Source organism: Gemmatimonas sp. (assembly GCF_036405635.1).
In the GTDB taxonomy this organism is placed as follows: domain Bacteria; phylum Gemmatimonadota; class Gemmatimonadetes; order Gemmatimonadales; family Gemmatimonadaceae; genus Gemmatimonas.
Window position 1 is genome coordinate 1 of record NZ_DASWXE010000068.1, and the last position, 16867, is coordinate 16867.

Consider the following 16867-nt stretch of genomic DNA (forward strand, 5'->3'; position numbering starts at 1 on the left):
CTGGCGGGGCCGGTGGTGCCAACATGCAGGGGCTGCTCGCGGCTGCGATGAAGCTGGTGCAGCAGCAGGGCGGGCTCGAGGGCATCGTGCAGAAGCTGCAGTCAGGTGGTCTGGGCGATGTGGTGCAGTCGTGGATCGGCACGGGTGCCAACGCACCGGTGACGGGCACGCAGCTGCAGAACGCGCTGGGCAGCGATGCGGTGCAGCAGGTGGCCGCGCAGGCCGGTGTGTCTCCTGAGGCGGCGAGCAACGGTCTGGCGTCGGTACTGCCGGAACTCGTGAATCAGTTGACGCCGGGTGGCGCGCTGCCGGCGAACAGCGGTGACCTGCTCAAGTCGGTCATGGGAATGTTGAACCGCTGACAGCGGTACAGCGGGGGGAACACAGATTGCGCAGATCCAACCCACAAACGCACAGATACCACAACGGCAAGAAACGATGGAAACAGCCTGTGAGTAGCACGTACCCATTCACCGGCTGTATCTGTGCTTTTGGTGTTGCATATCTGCGCAATCTGTGTTCCCCCCGCTGTTTGTTTTTGTCGATTCAGTGATAGTCGTGCCGCGGCACGTAGTGTTCACCACTGCCCAGTTTGAGTGCGCGGAACTGTTTGGCGCGGATGTTCACCACGCCGCTCACCACTTGCAGAGTGCCGCGAATGAGCAGAAGCGGCTCCTTGGAAATGAGCTCAGACTGCGGTGCAAACCGGTCCGGCGTGATGATGATGTTGAGCATGCCGGTTTCGTCTTCGAGTGTGAGAAAGACGAACCCCTTGGCCGTGGGTGGGCGCTGACGGCAGATCACGACACCGGCAATGGCCACGGTTTCGCCGTCCTTGCCGCGGAGGATGACATCTGCCACAGTGCGCACGCCATGCGGAGACAGCACCGGACGCGCGTGTTTCATCGGATGGCCCACCAATGACACGCCGGTCATCCGATAGTCGGCTTCGGTGAGCTCCACGGGTGTGCAGGCGGCAAGTGATGTTGGAGGTGGGGCCTGCCGCGGCGGTGCGAGCGGAAGTGGTGGCTCCTTGGTCATGGCCAGCACTTCCCACAGCGCTACGCGACGGCGACGTTCTGCAGGCTCGTGCGCAAACATGCTGTCCAGGGCGCCCGCTTCGGCGAGGGCGCGCCAACCACGGGCGTCGAGTGTTACGCGGGACACGGCATCCTGAATGCTGCGAAAGGGGCCATCGGCGAGTGCCGCTTCGAGGGTCTGTTTCGCTTTTGATCCGAGATTGCGTATGAGACGCACGCCAAGCCGAACCGCGACGTGTTCGACCGGCGGTTGTGTGGGCGTGGTGTCGTGGCGTGGTCCCCAGAGAATGGTGCCGTCGTTTGGCATGAGCGTGCGTCCATCGGGCAGCTCGAGGGAATGATCCCAGCCACTGCGCATCAGGTCGATGGGGCGCACCTCGACGCCATGCCGTTTGGCGTCTTCGATCAGTGTGCCGGGCGCGTAAAATCCCATGGGTTGCGCGTTGAGAATGGCGCAGAGGTATTCCGGCGCATAGTGGTAGCGCAGATAGGCGGTGGCGTAGACGATGAGTGCAAAACTGGCCGCGTGGCTCTCGGGAAAACCGAATGCGGCGAAACCGTTGATCTGGTGGCAGATGCGATCGATGACGGAAGCGTCAACGCCTCTGTTCTCCATACCAGCCCGCAGTTGTACTTCGACCTTCTTCATGCGGACCTTTGAGCGCTTGTGCCCCATGGTCTTTCGCAACTCATCGGCCTGTACTTGCGTGAAGTCCGCCATCTTGATGGCCACCTGCATCGCCTGTTCCTGAAAGATCGGCACACCGAGCGTGCGCTCGAGAATCGGGATGACATCCGGATGCGGATAGTCAATCGCTTCGATCTTGGCACGCCGTCGCAGATAGGGATGCACCATCTGCCCCTGAATCGGCCCCGGACGAATGAGCGCCACCTCCACCACGAGATCGTAGAAACAGCGCGGCTGCAGGCGTGGCAGGGTGCTCATCTGCGCCCGGCTTTCGATCTGAAACACGCCCACCGTATCCGCACGGCACATGGTGTCATAGACCTTCTCATCGTTCATGTCGAAGTGTGCCATGTCGATATGTTTGTCTTTGGTGTGCCGGAGGTAGCGCAGGCAATCCTGCACCACGGTGAGCATGCCAAGTCCCAGCAGGTCGATCTTGAACATGCCCACGGGACCGAGATCGTCCTTCTCCCACTGAATGACCGTGCGCTCGGCCATGGATGCCGGTTCGATGGGCACGAGGGAGCCGAGCGGTTCGTCGGACAAGACAAATCCACCGACGTGAATGGAGCGATGGCGCGGGAGCTCGTGCAGCCCTTCCATGACTGGTGCCAACTGCTGCACACGCGGATCCGTGAGATCGAAACCCGCCGCGGTCAATCGGCTTTGGCCGTCTTCCGTCTTGAACAGCTCTGCGGTGGTCTGATCGCCATAGCGGTCGCTGAACTCGGCCAGCGTATCACCCTGCTGCGGTGAGAACCCCAGCACCCGTGCGGCGTCACGCGCCGCACTGCGGCCACCCCAGGTGATCTGTTCACACACCATGGCGGCGTGTTCACGACCGAAGTGGTTGTAGACGTGCTGCAGAATGCGCTCGCGGTCCCGGTGTGCGAAGTCGATGTCGATGTCGGGTTCTTCGGTTTTGTCGTCGCCGAGGAATCGCTCGAAGAGCAGGCCGAAGTAGATCGGGTCGATCGGCGTGATGCCGAGGCAGTAGCAGACGGCGGAACTGGCGGCAGAGCCGCGTCCCTGACAGAGAATGCCATCGCTGCGTGCCTGTCGTACGATGCGCCAGACGGTGAGGAAGAAGGTGGCGCAGTCACGCTTGCGAATGGCCTCCAGTTCGTGCGCGATCTGCTGACGATGTATGTCCGAGAACCCATCTCCCCAGCGTTCACGGGCTCCGGTGAGCACGGTCTCTTCGAGGAATGCATCCGGCGTGATGCCTGATGGCAGTGGAAACGGGGGCATGTTCGGCTTGAGTCCCGCGAGCCTGAATGTGCAGCGCTCGGCGATGGTCACTGTCGCTTTCACCCCCTCCTCCATGCCCCGCCAGCGCTGATAAATGAGCCGCGGATCTTTCAGCGCCCACTCCGCGTTGGGTCGCAAGCGCGTGCCCATCTCGTCGAGCGTACGCTGATGACGCAGGGCGCTCAGCGCGTCGTGTACAATGCGCTCCTCTGGTGTCGCGTAATACACGTTGTTGGTCACCACCCACGGCACGCCGAGCCACCTGGCGAGCGGAATCATCTGCTCCACGAGCGCACGCTCTTCCGGCAGGCGATGATCCCAGCACTCGATGGCGAGGTGTTTGCCGAAGATGGAGTACAACTCCTGCGCTGCTTCGAAGGCTTCGTGTGGGCGGCCTTCCGTAAGCAATTGCGGAATCCATCCACGCGGACCGCCGGTGAGCGCCGTGACACCCGTCGCATGCTGACGGAGCATGGCCAATGGCACACTGGGGCTTCCACGCTCGCTGTCCATGCGCGCACGTGTGACCAGTGTCGAGATGTTGCGATAACCTTCCCGCGTCTCGGCCAGCAGTACCAGTTGTGTACGACGATCCCCGCGCTGCCCATCGAGATGCGGCATGCGCACGGTGAGCTCCACGCCCAGGATGGCGTCGAGATTGTGTTCGCGGCCGGCCACACCGAACTGCACGATGCCGCCCATCTCGTCGTGATCCGTGAGAGCGAGAGCCTTGTAGCCGAAACTTGCGGCGCGCGTGACGAGCTGCTCCGGCAAGGAGGCACCATCGAGCAGCGAAAACGCCGAATGGCAGTGCAGCTCTGCGTACTCGTATTGGTGTTCAGTCATACCAGCCATGCACATGCCAGTGCACGCCTCCTTCGCAGTACAGGAGCAATTCGCCATCGGTATCGGCGTGGCATCGCCAGTAATCGCGGGCGTACTTGTCGCCGCGCCACCAGTCGCCGCTCAGGCGTTCGGGGCCGATGGCGGTGCGGAAGGTGATGCGTCGCCCACGCCACCACAGCATGCCGGGGGCGCCATGTGGTGCCGCCACCCGCACGGCTTCCGGTGTCTCGAGCAGGCGCAACACGGCTGGTGTGGTGGCTGTGGATTGCGGAACCTGGACGGATTGAAGCGCAGGCAGTGGCGCCGATGCCTGTACAACGGCATCCGCCGGTGCCCAGAATCCGGCTTCCTCCACGCGATGCGTGTCGCGCGCGCGCGGATGCACCACGACATCTCCGCGACGCTCCGGATCGAGCACCGCGCGCAGGCGTGCAAACACGGCTTCCGCATTCATGGCGGCATCACGCCACGACGGAATCAGCAGATCGCCCTGGTCTGCGGCGAGTGGCGCCGTGGCCGGGATGCCGATGGTCACCCCGATGATGGGTGCCGGAATGGTCCAGCGTTCGAGCAGCATGCGGCACTGGTCGAACAGCGGATCGAGACGCGCGAGCGGACGCGCGGGACGTACTTCGCGGGTGATGGTGCGCTGCGGGATGTTGAGGATGGTCGGCATGTGCACGAGATCATCCGACGACGCGTCTGCATGGAGCGGCCGTGCTGAAAGATCTGAGGTCTTGCTGCCTGACCAGCTCTCGCCGGACTCCGGCAACGGCTCCTGCACCTGTCGCGTCGAAGCGATGTCATCCGTCCACTCGCTGCCGATCTCCTCGATGGGATACTGCCGGCCTGCATCGAGCACGAGCGTGATGGAGACGGCCGCTGCGGCTCGGCCATCGCGCACACAGTCCTGCACCAGCCGCTGCAACTGCGCACGCACGACAAACAACACCGGTTCGGCACGCTCCACGGCACTGGGCAGTTCGACGGTGGCACTGCGCGCCATCTCCACGCGGGTGAGTCCCGGGCGCCGAGGATCATCACCGTGCGCCAGACGCCACGCGCCCAGTCCTTCATGTCCCCATCGGTCTTCCACATCACTGGCCGTGAGTGCGGCCAATGCGCCCACCGTGCGCAGTCCAAGTGCCTGCAACGCCTCACGCAGTTCACTGGGCATGGGAACAAGTCCCAATGGGGCCGGAGCGAGATAGTGCGCACAGCGACCGGACGGGATGCAGGTGATCTGCGGTGACACGTCCGGTGTGCCCGGCGTATCGGGCATGTCGTTCCGGGGAGTGGCTCCGATGATGAGCTGTGTGCCTGCACGCAGTGTGGCTGGTGTGGTTTCCCAGCCCGGTGTGCGTCGCTGTCGACCGGTGCGCGGCGTCTGCATGGATGCGGCGGAGGTCGTGCCACGTGCAATCGGTGCCCAGGTGGCTGCCCGTGCGGCCACACAGGAATCGGCAATGGCCACACGCGCCTGCGGATGCCACTGCAGCGCGATCTGCAACAGGGCGTGCGCGAAGGCGTCCTCGCCGCCAAGTGCGTCGAAGCCGGTGGCACCGATCCACCACATGCCGGGTGTGCCGATGACTGGTGTGACCTGTGGACTGGCGGTCAGCAACATGGCTGTGCCGGCGAGCACTGCATCGGTGATGGCCTGATCATCCCATACGCGCACATCGAGCGCGGCGCAGTGGGCGCGTGCTTCACTGATGCGCATACCGGCACGCACGCCGAGTCGCCCGGCAGCCATGGAGACGACCCGCAGCGTGGTGTCGACGGCGAGCGCACGTGGCAGGTCATCCCAATGCCGCGGCGTCTGCGATGACGTGTGCGGCTTCGCCGAGTCGTGATGACTCGGTGCGGTGCTCGTTTGCTGGTCGCTCTGCGGTGTCTGCTGCTGTTGGCGGCTTCGTCGTGATCTGTGCGGCGCGCTGTGCGGCGCGCTGTGCGGCACGTCGTTCAGCGCCAAAGTGAGCTGGTCCGGAAACGCCAATTCCGTACAGGTCTCGGGTGACGACGCCGATGCCGCCGCCGGAGACGGTTTTGGCGTGTTCCTGCTCTGTGAGGTCGGTTTGTCGCTCAACCCAGGGACGGCGCGTGCTGTGCGCCACCCCGCGCCGATCGGGAACCTCGGGATGCGCACACAGGCGATGCGCCAGGACGATGACACGGTCCACCTCGATGGCAGCACGACTGCCGGTGATGAGTCCACCCTTTTCCACGGTCACCTGCATTCCGGTCACTGCCATTGCGGGCACGACCACTGCGGTGTGTTGCTGGTTGTGCGGCGTGTGTTGTGCGTTGCGTTGACGGGTGCGCTGCGTGAGATGCAGGCGCACGGTGCCGGTCAGTCGATGACCACGGGTGGGGCCGGTCGTGTGTTCGAGCACCACACAGGCAGCATCGCGTTCGCGGGCGAGCTGACCAAGTCGCACACCTTGCACACGGGAGAGCGGTGGTGCGCCGTCGATGACGACCAGTCCGAAGACGCCACTGCGCAGCAACAGGTCGGTGGTCCACGCCGCGCGCTGGGGCGCCGGCAAACGGATGACAACAAAGCGTTCGCCCAGTCCGGCCCATGGTGCGGCTGACAGCGTGCGACTGGCATCGATCCAGGCCACCCAACTGCCGGTCGGCAGCACTTGCTGGATGACCTGACGGAGCAGGCCACTCTTGCCGACGGCGAGTGGACCGACGAGCTCCGTGAGTCGTCCGCGCGGAATGCCGCCCCCCAGCGCGCGATCGAGCGCGGGGACACCGGTGGGCCAGGGAGCGCTGGCTTTGCGGGTCCCGGCCACGATGGCCTGGACCTGCGCCATGAGCTGTGGAAGGGCGGCGGACATAGTGCGAAGAAAACCCGAAAGTGTGGAGGCGAAAAAAGCCGACCGGAGTCGGCGGAGCTGGGCGTGGGAGATGGATCAGAGTTCAGAATTCAGAGATCTGCACTCTGACGGAGATAGATGAATGAGAGATCAGACCTGATAGATGGTGAGAGATCTGAGCACTTCGTCGACTGCCGGTCGTGTGCGCCAGCGAGCTTTCGCGACGGAAGGCAGCCGGCTTCGTGCACTCAGACCTCTGACATCCAGGATGGTCTGATCTCTCATTCATCTATCTCCGTCGGATCTCTGACATCTCCGGCTGAGCTCTGGGTTCTGAGACCGTGATCACAGGAGGAGCAGTTGTTCGTCTGAGTTCTCCTCTACGCCTACATCCTGCATGTCTTCCTCGACCCGTTCTCCTCGAATGGCGTCGCTTGCACCGGTGACGTCGTATCCCGATGCCCGCCGGTATTCGCGCAGGACCAATCCGTTTTTCCGGGCCAGAGCACCCATGTATTGGTGCAACCCGGCGCGGTATGTCTCGGTGGCATAGACACTCTCGCGGTAGGTGGATTCGTAGCGGGTGACCAGGGCGGGGAATTGTGCGCGAATCATGGGTAGGTAGCGCCGACGCGATGCGGCTCTGAGACGCAGTGCACACGCGCCGAAACTGCGCGCCCCCGACTCGGCGATACGCGCCACCAACGCCTGCAGCATGGCCGGTTCATCGGTGATGCCCGGCAACACGGGCATGCAGTTCACGCTCACATCGAGCCCGGCCTCTGCCAACCGCCGAACCCCACGCAGGCGCGCTTCCGGCGTCGGGGCGCGCGGCTCCAGTTGCCGCGCCAACTCGCGATCCACCGTGATCAGCGAGATGTGCACCCCCATCGTGTTGTGGCGGGCCAGACGCTGCAGCACCGGAATGTCCCGCGTCACCAGCGGGCTCTTGGTGATGATCACGATCGACCAGCCACGCACATCCGCATCCGCCAGCGCCCGCAGCACACCGGCCGTCACACGGAACCGACGCTCCGCCGGCTGGTACGGATCGGTGGCCGATCCGATCACCAGTGATTCACCCGCCCGCGGAGACCGGGACGACCGCAGCGCCTCCCGCACCCGCGCCTCCGCATGCTCCTTCACCAGAATCCGCCGTTCGAACGCCAGCCAGGGCGGCATGCTGGCCGCGATGTCCGTACCAATCCGCCCAGCCCGTTCCAGCGTATAACGGTGAGTGTCGCGCGCATAGCAGTAGGTGCACCCGAACGCACACCCCACATAGGGATTGATGGACCAGAACCCCATATGGGTGGCCGACGGAGCATTGAAGATTCCGCGTGCCGGAATCGCGTGGTACTGCAGGTCCGCCTGTCGGGTGAGCAGGCGCAACGGCTCTGGTGTGAGCGCAGGAAGCACGGGAGTCACATCGGACTCCACCACCGGCAGCGGGCGTGGCATGAACGGACATTACCGAATAAATGCCGAAGATGCAATCTGCCACCAAACACCCTAGTCTAGACCCATGTCTGCTTCCGCCCACTCGGCGCTCTCCGACATCGAGATCCAGCGGGCCCTCGGGGCCTTGCCCGGCTGGTCCCGCAAAGGCGACGCCATCTGCAAGAGCTACCACTTCGCCACCTTCCCGGCGGGAATTGCCTTCCTCGCCATGGTCGCTGACGTGGCCGAACAGCTCCAGCACCACCCCGATATCGACGTGCGCTACACCCGCGTCCAATTCATGCTCAGCACCCACGACGCGGGTGGGGTGACCAGCAAGGACTTCGAGCTCGCCCACAAGATCGAAGCCCTCGCGGCAGCTTGAGGTCCGAAATACCTCAGTTTCGAAGTACGTAGTAATCCCGATTGAATGAGTCGGAATTGTTCGCCAGACTGCGCGTGCTGAGCAATCAGCCGGGTCCCATCCGCAACCAGTCAGGCGATGAAGAAGAAGAGGAGCAGTTCGCACAAGGCGCTGACCGGCGTCCTGATGGCCACATCGGCCGTCGGGATCGCCCCCGTCAAGCTGCCCGCACAGGGAGTGGAAGCCCGGGGGCGCGCCCCACAAGGGGGCTCCCAGCAGCCGGCCGCGCGTCCTGAACGCTTTGACGTTCCGGCAGGGCCACTCGATGCCGCTCTCAAGCAGTTCGAAGCTGCCACGTCTCTCACCCTCCGCATCGACGCCCCGATCGTGGGCATGCAGACGAAGGGCGTGCAGGGAGAATTCACCCCGCAGCAGGCCCTCAATCGCCTGCTCGACGGCACCGGGCTGACCTACGTCTTCACCGGTGAGAAAGTCGTCATGCTGCGTCCGCGTGGCAGCACGGTCCTCGATGCTGTCAATGTCACGGCCACCCCCCGCATGTCCTCGCCCAAGTACACGGCGCCCCAAGTGGACATCACCCGCTCGGTCGCGGTGATCTCCAAGGACATCCTGCAGGCGCAAGGCGCGACGTCCCTGCGCGACGCCATCCGCAACGTTCCCGGCATCACCATCAATGCCGGTGAAGGCGGCGGTGGCATGCCGGGCGACAACTTCAACATCCGCGGCTTCAGCGCGGCCAACGATCTCTTCGTCGATGGCGTGCGCGACCTGAGTGGCTTCGCGCGTGAGTCGTTCAACCTCGAGCAGGTCGAAGTGCTCAAGGGCCCGAACTCGGGCATCACGGGGCGTGGCTCCACCGGTGGCACCATCAACATGGTCACGAAGGTGCCCAGCCTGCGGGCCGATCGCAGCGGGGCCATCGTGCTTGGCTCGGCCGACCAGCGCCGCGCCACGGCCGACGTGAACCAGCCGCTCAATGTGCTGGGCATTCCGGGCGCGGCGTTCCGCGTGTCGGCGGTGTCGAGCAACAGTGGTGTGGCCGGCAATGACGTCATCGAATACAACAGCTGGGGCGTGGCGCCATCGCTCTCCGTGGGCCTCGGCACCTCCACGCAGGTGACACTCGCCTACACGCGCTCCGAACAGGACAACACGCCGTCGTATGGTGTGGAGACGTTCAACGAAGTCCCGAAGGTGGACACGCGTCACTTCTTCGGCCTGCGCAGTCTCGATTTCGAGAAGGTCAACTCCAACAACCTCGCTCTCAAGGCCGCGCACGTCTTCAATGAACACCTGACGCTGCGCAACCAGTTCAGCTCTGCGCACTCCGATGTCGGCCGCATCGTCACACCGGTCAATCCCACCACCGGCGCGCGCAGCCCGAAGACACACGCGGTCGAGAACGACATCCTCACGAACCAGACGAACCTCACGTCGTCGTTCGAAACAGGAAAGGTGGGGCACGACTTCGTGGCTGGCGCCGAGTTCACGCGGGAGAACAGCCTGCGTGGCGCGTACACGATCGCCACGCGCCCCTTCCCGACGATCGCGAATCTCAATGCGCCCACGGCCGATGCCGACTATCAGTCGGCAATCACGCGCACCGTGACGCGTACCGTACGCGCGCAGTCCGCGGCGCTCTATGCCTTCGAAACGATGAAGATCGGTTCGAAGCTCGAGCTCAACGGTGGTCTGCGCTGGGATTCCTACAAGCCCGAATACACCGACTCGGCGTCGAAGGCGACCATCGCGAGCACCGGCAATGCGCCTGTGCGCACCACCAATGTGAGTGGCAACGCGGCGGTGAACTTCAAGCCGACGGTGGGCAGCAGCCTGTACTTCTCGTATGGCACCTCGTTCAATCCGGCCACCGAGAATCTCTCCAATGACGCGGTGAGTGCGAACAGCAAGTTGCCGCCCGAGAAGAGCCGCTCGCTCGAAGTGGGTGCCAAGTGGGAACTGTTCAAGCAGCGCCTGCTCACCTCGTTTGCCCTGTTCCGAACCGAGAAGACCAACGCCCGCACCACCGATCCAGCCAACCCCGGACTCGGCACCATTCTCGCCGGCAAGCAGAAGGTTGAAGGTGGCGAAGTGTCCGTCACCGGGCGCATCACGCAAGGATGGGCGGTGCTGGCCGGCTATTCGCGCATGATCGGCAAGTACGTGGAGTCGCCGAATCCCGCACAGACCGATGCGCCGTTCACCAACGTGCCCGCGCACAGCCTCAATGCGTGGACCAGTTACGCTGTCACCAAGCGTCTCGAAGTGGGCGGTGGCGGTCGCTATGTGGACCGTCGCCTGCTGCGTGCGACGGCCACCTCCACCGTGTATGTGCCCGCCTATCGCACGTACGATGCGATGGCGAAATACCAGCTGAGCTCCACACTGGGTTTGCAGGTGAATCTGCTCAACCTGACCGACGAGCTGTATTACGACAGTGGTCGCATGTGGGTGCCGGCAGCGGGTCGTGCGGTGTCGGTGACGACGTCCGTGAAGTTCTGACCTACACCGGACGCCACGATGCTATTGCAAGTGCCTGAAGTGCTCACGCCCGACGAAGTACGCACCATGCGTGCGGCGCTCGACCAGGCGGAGTGGGTGGATGGTCGTGTGACGGCGGGTCATCAGTCGTCACGCACCAAGAACAACATGCAGATCCCCGAGGACAATCCGATTGCCCGTCAGGTGGGTGACCAGATCCTCGCGGCGCTGCAGCGGCATCCGTTGTTCGTCGGCGCCGCCTTGCCGCTCAAGGTCTTTCCGCCGCTGTTCAACAGCTACGCGGGCGGACAGTCGTTCGGCATGCACGTCGACAACGCGATTCGTCAGGTGCGTGGCACGCCCCACCGTGTGCGCACCGACCTGTCGGCCACGCTGTTCCTCACCGATCCGGAAGACTACGACGGCGGGGAACTGGTCATCGAGGACACCTACGGTCAGCATCGCGTGAAGCTACCGGCGGGACACCTCGTGCTGTATCCGTCCACCAGCCTTCACCTGGTGGAGCCGGTGACGCGCGGGGCGCGCGTGTCTTCGTTCTTCTGGCTTCAGAGCATGGTGCGTGATGATGCCGAGCGCACACTACTGTTTGATCTCGATATGGCGATCCAGCGTCTCAATCAGGACGCCCCGGACCATCCGTCGGCCGTGCAACTGACCGGCATTTACCACAATCTCCTGCGTCGTTGGGCCGACGCGTAATGCGATCGCATAATACGCTCCGCATAGCGCGCTCCGCATAATGCCTTGATGATCACATGGTGGCGCCGCAGATCCGGCGTCATCATGGGGGCATCATGCATACGGGGCGGGTGGCAATTTTCTTTTTGTATCGCCACCCGCCCCGTATGTCCGCTCGCGAATTCGTTCGCCGTCTGGTACGAACGTTCGCGGTCAGTTGAGCCGGCGCAGCGTGATGGCGCCGTTCACGGTGCTGGCACGCAGCCGCGTGCGTCCATCGCCCACCGTACCACGCAGGCTGCGCGAGGACAGCGCGCCTGAGACCGTGATGGGAAAGTCGGTGCTCACGCGTCCGTTCACGGTGGAAAGATCGAACTGGGCGCCGAAGTTGCTGGGTACCTCGATGGTGATGGCGCCATTGACCGCGCTGTACTCGAGATCCCCGCCGGTGTCGCGCGAACTCATGGCCACATGAATGCTGCCGTTCACGGTGCTGGCCCGCACCGGGCCGGCGACACCGCGCGCGCGCAGGCTACCGTTCACCGTGGACGCCACCACTTCGGTGGCGACACCGTCCACTTCGACACCGCCGTTGACCGTGGACAGATTGAGGCGAACTCCCTCAGGCACGCGCACCGTGAAATGCACCGATACGTCGTTGCGGTCGTTCCAGCGATTGCCACGCCGCGAACGGATGCCTTCCTCGTCACACGTGGAGCCTTCTTCCCACAGCGCGCAGATCACGATGTTGTCACCCGAACGCTTCTGTTCGATGCGCACCATCTCGGGGTCGCCACGCCGCCACCGCTTCTCGGCCGACACCTCCACGCGCCCGTTGCTGCTGCGCTCGACCTCGATGCCGCCGTTGATGTTCTTGATGAACAACTGGCGACCATTCGCCATGTTGCCCGACCACGTGAACGCGTCCTCTCGGCGCGACTCCTCGCGTCGGGAGTCATCGCGCCGCGAATCATCGCGCCGCGAGCTCTGGGCCTGCGCGGAGGATGCGGTGCCCACCGCCAGAGCCAATGCCGCCCCCGTGGCGAGCAGCGTGTACCGGGAAGTGCGGGGCACCGCCACTCGGCGGACCTGCACGAGAACCCTCGAAAGGAAGAAGCTCATGAACGATTGCCTCGCAGGATACGAACGTCGCCGCTGAAGGTCGAGATGTCGATCTGGGTCTTGCCACCGCTGCCGAGTTCATAGCGGCGCGTGGCACGTCCCCGATTGGACGACGGGATGTTGTTGGGAGCCATGATGAGCGGCATACCGGACGAGAAGTCACCGGACACCGTGGACAGTTCGATGCGACCCCGCTGGGATTCCGGCAGGCGCAGCGTGACATCACCCGAATGGGTGCTGAGCTGGACACGGGCGTCATCGGTCAGGCTGCCGTCGAAATCCACGTCCGCATTCATCGATTCCACGAGCAGCCGCGGAATCTGTTCACCGTCGATTCGCACATCGCCGCTGGTGGTGTGAATCTCGACATCGCCGCGTGCACCGCGGATGCCGATATCGCCACTGACGGTGGTGATGCGCACGGACGACGGTGCGCCCGTGATGGTGATGTCACCGGAAACGGATTCCGCGATGACGCGGCCGCGCACACCGGCCAGTTGCAGCGTGCCACTCTGCGTCGTGATCTCGACATCGCCGGCGAATTCCTGCACATCGACGTCACCGGAGCGCGTGTTCACGACCAGGCGCACACCGCGTGGCACGTCGACTTCGAGTACGTCGTCACTGCGATTGCGCGATGATGACGACCCGCTGAAGCTGCGTCGCTGTTCGTCGCGCCCCACCACCGTGAGCGCCACACCCGTGCTGCGGAGGCGCTGATCGTTGCGGAGTCCGCGTACGGCGCCGGTGGTGCCATCCACACTGCGCACTACCAGATGCCCGGAGGACAGCGTCACGTCCACCACCGAGGTGCCGGTGAGCTGCAGCGTGGTGTCGCGCCCGCCGCGCTGGCCGCCACGTTGAGCCTCGAGCTGCGTGGGCATCGTGACGCCGAGCGAGAGGGCAACGGCGAGGCCGGTCACCATGGACAAGGACTGCGGCGTCTTCACAGCAGAGCCACTCGGCGCATCAGGGACAGCTTGGCCTGCAGCGCACGGTCGAGTTGTGAAGACACCACCGCACTGCGCGGATCACGCTTGAGCGCGGCTTTGCTGTCGGAGATGGCCATGTCGATGATCTCGAGATTGCGACGCAGGACCGTGACCGTGCTGCTGTCGAGCTCCATGAACCGCTCGTCGACGATCTGCCGCAGGGCGGAGATTTCGCGCTCGTAGGTCACATCGACGTCGAGCAGGTCGGCGTCGTCGTTGGTCACCTGGCGCACGGCGGCACGGCGTGTGGTAGCCGTCGTTGGCGAGCCGGTGGCCACATGCGTGTTCGCGGCCGGAGGCGGGGCGTCGACCAGCGTGGATGAATCGGCTGCCCGCACGCCGACCGAAGCGGGTGCGTCGATGCCCGCCACCGTGTTCGCGCGATCCGGCATCGCGGTTTCGGTGATGCCGCGTCGCGCGACCTGCCAGGTCACGACAGAGCTCACCGCCACCAGCAGCGTGGCGGCGGCGGCAAACCAGCGAACGGTGACCGTGCGTCGCTGTCGTGTTGCCGGCAGAGGCGTGGCGGTCGGCATCGGAATGACCGGCGCTTCGAGCCGTGCTTCGATACCGCTCCAGAGATCCCGCGGCGGCGACAGCACCGGCAGCGTCGACGCATCCGCGATCACGGCTTCGAGTTCGGCGACCAGGCTGGCGCAGGCTTCGCAGCGATGACGATGTGCCGTCATCCACGCCTGCTCGCTGGTCTCGAGATCGTGTTCCATCCAGGCGCCGAGCTGCGCTTCGAAGCGCGCGCAGTCGTCCGCGTGGGAAACAGGAGATCCGGTGGTCGTCATGATGAACTCAGGAATCGGAAGTACGTGCTGGCGAAGTACGTGAAGAACAAAACCGGGAGAAACCGATCAGCGATTCAGGGCGTTCCGGAGCAGCATACGGGCCCGGTGCAACTGGGCCTTGCTGCCACCGGGCGTGATACCGAGTTGCTCGCCGATCTCTTCGTGCGTGAAACCCTCCACATCGTGGAGGACGAACACCCGCCGGGCACCGTTGGGCAGCCCGCCGATGGCTTCTTCGAGGTCGAGCCGCTCGGTCACCCGGTCGCCGCGCGCCGGAGTGACGTCGAGCGCCTCCTCCTCCGCGTGACGTCCGTGCTGGACCCCGAGGTTCTTGCGCCGCGACAGGATGACATTGACCGCCACCCGATGCAGCCAGGTGGAGAACGCCGCCTCGGCACGGAACCCGGGGAGCTTCTGCCAGACGCGCACGAACACGTCCTGCGTCACCTCCTCGGCCAGCACCCGGTCGCCCAGCATGCGGACACAGAGACCGAACACACGGTCCGCATGGGCGCGATATACCCGCTCGAACGCCTGACGATCGCCGCTCGCCGCCGCGGACACGTCATCCACCCCCGGTGAGGTCACCGGGGCCGGTAACGGCCGGGAATCGAGGAAGGGATCAGTCACGACGAGTGCGAGCAAAGGGGCTCCGGTAACGTTGCACCCGATTGGATGGTCCGGCGCCCCTCAGGGTTTGAACCCGATTGGAAAAGGATCGTCGCCGATCCTGGAGACCTCAGTCGAGGCGGGCCACGATGTCCGGCAGCTCGTGGAAGCCGGTCATCCAGAACGTGGGGGAGGCCTTGGCCAGCTCTTCTCGGGAGAAGGGGCCCCAGAGGGCGGCGGCAGTCTTCACGCCAGCGGCGCGCCCGGAGTGCATATCGTGTGGCGAATCGCCCACGAACAGGGCCCGGTCGGGGGTGGCGCCCAGGCGGTCGAGGGCCAGCAGCACCGGGTCGGGCAGGGGCTTGTGGCGCTCGGTTTCTTCGAAGGTCACCACGGTGTCGAAGGCATCGGCCAGCCCCACATGGGCGAGCGACCGGCCGGTCATGATCCGCCCCTTGCTGGTGACGATGGCCGTGGGATGCCCCTGCTGCCGGGCCCAGGCCAGCATGTTCAGCACGGCTGGGTAGGGCGTGGTGAGCTGCTCCAGATGCCGATCCTGATATTCCCGATAGCGCGTGACCAGTTGCTCGGCTTCCTCGGCCGTGTCACACCACTCGGCCAGCTGCGCCCGCAGGGGCGTGCCGATACCGGCCACCCATTCGGCGGTCGTGGGGCATCGCGGGCGGTCCGTGAACGCATGCTGCATGCTCTCGAGCAACAGCTGGATGGAGTCGATCAGCGTGCCATCGAGATCGAAGAGCAGGGCGTGCGGGGCGCGGCCAGTGGTCATCCGTGAATGCTAATCGGGAGCAGCAGGATCATGGCGGTGACGCGCCATCGTGACGCACGCTCGACAGGCGCCGCGGCGGATGTGGAGGCTACGGGTGGTGTCGATGCCATGACCGACGCCATCTCGATCGCTTCATGACGCAACGGGTCCAGTGACCATGCATCCAGCCAGGCGCGTACGGACGCCACTGATTCACCGCGAGGCGCCGGTGCCTGTGCGCACCACGTGGTCAGTGCTTCTGCAAAGCCGGCTCCGCGCATCACGTCGATCGCCGCACCAATGCGGTCCACGCGGCCACGTTCCCTCGTCCGGTCATTCACCGGTAAACTGGCTACTGCCCGCTGCAGCAGCCGATGCGCGTGAATCTGCGCGCGCGATGGCGGCGTTTGCGTTGCCACGCCCGAGGGGAACCTGTCGCCTGTGTGCCGATCTCCGCGCTCGCGTGCATGCCACCGACTAGTCGTGGATAAGCCGAGTGACTCCGATGCGGCAACCCGATCGATCCATGGAGCGAGTGTGTGCCAGATACTGGCGTATGCCCGCGCGATCAGTGGAGTGGTATCACACACATCGCCCCTTGCCTGTCCGACAGCCAGCACCGCATCGAGCAATGCGCGTGGTGAGCTATTCACCTTGTGCCGACCTGCGGGTGTGACGACGGCAAGCATGGCTCTGGCGGGCGCACTGCCCGTTGGTTCGTTGCGCGTTGGCCCGACATGGTCGAGCCTCACCAGGGCCTGAGACACCTGACGAGCGTGCAGGCGATGGCACACCGAGAGCGTCATTGGTTGATCGCCGGAATGACTCGCCGGGAGCGGCCCGCGGGTGTCGCTGTCTGCATGACTCCAGGAGATCGTGGCGTCCAACAGGCGCGCGACGGTGTCTGCTCGGCCAGGCCT

At 64.6% G+C, this 16867-nt stretch carries 14 protein-coding genes; 4 read left to right on the forward strand and 10 right to left on the reverse strand.

Annotation, left to right across the window (positions count from 1 at the left end; all coding sequences use genetic code 11):
- The coding region (locus tag VGE27_RS04870) for a YidB family protein (RefSeq protein ID WP_331048511.1) at window positions 1-362 on the forward strand (362 nt) is incomplete at its 5' end.
- 184 nt (window positions 363-546) lie between these two features.
- Here VGE27_RS04870 and VGE27_RS04875 read toward each other — a convergent pair.
- From VGE27_RS04875 to VGE27_RS04890, 4 genes are all read right to left on the reverse strand, one after another.
- Window positions 547-3825 (reverse strand): error-prone DNA polymerase, encoded by a 3279-nt coding sequence (locus VGE27_RS04875; RefSeq protein WP_331048512.1) that lies wholly within the window; start codon window positions 3823-3825, stop codon window positions 547-549.
- The gene (locus VGE27_RS04880; protein ID WP_331048513.1) at window positions 3818-5581 is read right to left on the reverse strand and encodes a hypothetical protein; all 1764 of its coding nucleotides are present in this window, start codon (window positions 5579-5581) and stop codon (window positions 3818-3820) included. The genes VGE27_RS04875 and VGE27_RS04880 overlap by 8 nt, the downstream gene beginning before the upstream one ends.
- 46 nt (window positions 5582-5627) lie before the next feature.
- A complete protein-coding gene (locus tag VGE27_RS04885; RefSeq protein WP_331048514.1) occupies window positions 5628-6674 on the reverse strand; it encodes a hypothetical protein in 1047 nt (348 codons plus the stop codon).
- Between the two features lie 324 nt (window positions 6675-6998).
- A complete protein-coding gene (locus tag VGE27_RS04890) occupies window positions 6999-8114 on the reverse strand; it encodes an SPL family radical SAM protein (RefSeq protein ID WP_331048515.1) in 1116 nt (371 codons plus the stop codon).
- Between the two features lie 64 nt (window positions 8115-8178).
- Here VGE27_RS04890 and VGE27_RS04895 point away from each other — a divergent pair, with 64 nt between their 5' ends.
- The 3 genes from VGE27_RS04895 (at window position 8179) to VGE27_RS04905 (ending at window position 11679) form a co-directional block, all read left to right on the forward strand.
- The gene (locus VGE27_RS04895) at window positions 8179-8478 is read left to right on the forward strand and encodes a 4a-hydroxytetrahydrobiopterin dehydratase (protein ID WP_331048516.1); all 300 of its coding nucleotides are present in this window, start codon (window positions 8179-8181) and stop codon (window positions 8476-8478) included.
- A 117-nt stretch (window positions 8479-8595) separates the two neighbouring features.
- Complete coding sequence (locus VGE27_RS04900) at window positions 8596-10980, forward strand: TonB-dependent siderophore receptor (RefSeq protein ID WP_331048517.1); 2385 nt, start codon at window positions 8596-8598, stop codon at window positions 10978-10980.
- A gap of 18 nt (window positions 10981-10998) precedes the next feature.
- Window positions 10999-11679 (forward strand): Fe2+-dependent dioxygenase, encoded by a 681-nt coding sequence (locus VGE27_RS04905; protein ID WP_331048518.1) that lies wholly within the window; start codon window positions 10999-11001, stop codon window positions 11677-11679.
- Between the two features lie 192 nt (window positions 11680-11871).
- Here the strand turns inward: VGE27_RS04905 and VGE27_RS04910 are convergent, their stop codons facing one another.
- From VGE27_RS04910 to VGE27_RS04935, 6 genes are all read right to left on the reverse strand, one after another.
- Window positions 11872-12732, reverse strand: coding sequence for a DUF4097 family beta strand repeat-containing protein (locus tag VGE27_RS04910; protein ID WP_331048519.1), 861 nt, complete (start codon window positions 12730-12732; stop codon window positions 11872-11874).
- A gap of 44 nt (window positions 12733-12776) precedes the next feature.
- Complete coding sequence (locus VGE27_RS04915) at window positions 12777-13730, reverse strand: DUF4097 family beta strand repeat-containing protein (RefSeq protein WP_331048520.1); 954 nt, start codon at window positions 13728-13730, stop codon at window positions 12777-12779.
- Window positions 13727-14569 (reverse strand): hypothetical protein, encoded by an 843-nt coding sequence (locus VGE27_RS04920; RefSeq protein ID WP_331048521.1) that lies wholly within the window; start codon window positions 14567-14569, stop codon window positions 13727-13729. Before VGE27_RS04920 ends, VGE27_RS04915 begins: the two co-directional genes overlap by 4 nt.
- Before the next feature lie 66 nt (window positions 14570-14635).
- A complete protein-coding gene (locus tag VGE27_RS04925) occupies window positions 14636-15214 on the reverse strand; it encodes an RNA polymerase sigma factor (RefSeq protein ID WP_331048522.1) in 579 nt (192 codons plus the stop codon).
- Between the two features lie 94 nt (window positions 15215-15308).
- Window positions 15309-15968, reverse strand: a complete 660-nt coding sequence (locus VGE27_RS04930) for an HAD-IA family hydrolase (protein WP_331048523.1) — start codon at window positions 15966-15968, stop codon at window positions 15309-15311.
- Complete coding sequence (locus tag VGE27_RS04935) at window positions 15965-16366, reverse strand: hypothetical protein (protein ID WP_331048524.1); 402 nt, start codon at window positions 16364-16366, stop codon at window positions 15965-15967. Before VGE27_RS04935 ends, VGE27_RS04930 begins: the two co-directional genes overlap by 4 nt.
- Between the last annotated feature and the right edge of the window lie 501 nt (window positions 16367-16867).

Bases quoted from the DNA above. Each gene is read 5' to 3' on its own strand.
- VGE27_RS04875 (WP_331048512.1), bottom strand. From the start codon at position 3,825: ATGACTGAACACCAATACGAGTACGCAGAGCTGCACTGCCATTCGGCG.
- VGE27_RS04880 (WP_331048513.1), bottom strand. From the start codon at position 5,581: ATGGCTGCCGGGCGACTCGGCGTGCGTGCCGGTATGCGCATCAGTGAA.
- VGE27_RS04885 (WP_331048514.1), bottom strand. From the start codon at position 6,674: ATGTCCGCCGCCCTTCCACAGCTCATGGCGCAGGTCCAGGCCATCGTG.
- VGE27_RS04890 (WP_331048515.1), bottom strand. From the start codon at position 8,114: ATGCCACGCCCGCTGCCGGTGGTGGAGTCCGATGTGACTCCCGTGCTT.
- VGE27_RS04895 (WP_331048516.1), top strand. From the start codon at position 8,179: ATGTCTGCTTCCGCCCACTCGGCGCTCTCCGACATCGAGATCCAGCGG.
- VGE27_RS04900 (WP_331048517.1), top strand. From the start codon at position 8,596: ATGAAGAAGAAGAGGAGCAGTTCGCACAAGGCGCTGACCGGCGTCCTG.
- VGE27_RS04905 (WP_331048518.1), top strand. From the start codon at position 10,999: ATGCTATTGCAAGTGCCTGAAGTGCTCACGCCCGACGAAGTACGCACC.
- VGE27_RS04920 (WP_331048521.1), bottom strand. From the start codon at position 14,569: ATGACGACCACCGGATCTCCTGTTTCCCACGCGGACGACTGCGCGCGC.
- VGE27_RS04930 (WP_331048523.1), bottom strand. From the start codon at position 15,968: ATGACCACTGGCCGCGCCCCGCACGCCCTGCTCTTCGATCTCGATGGC.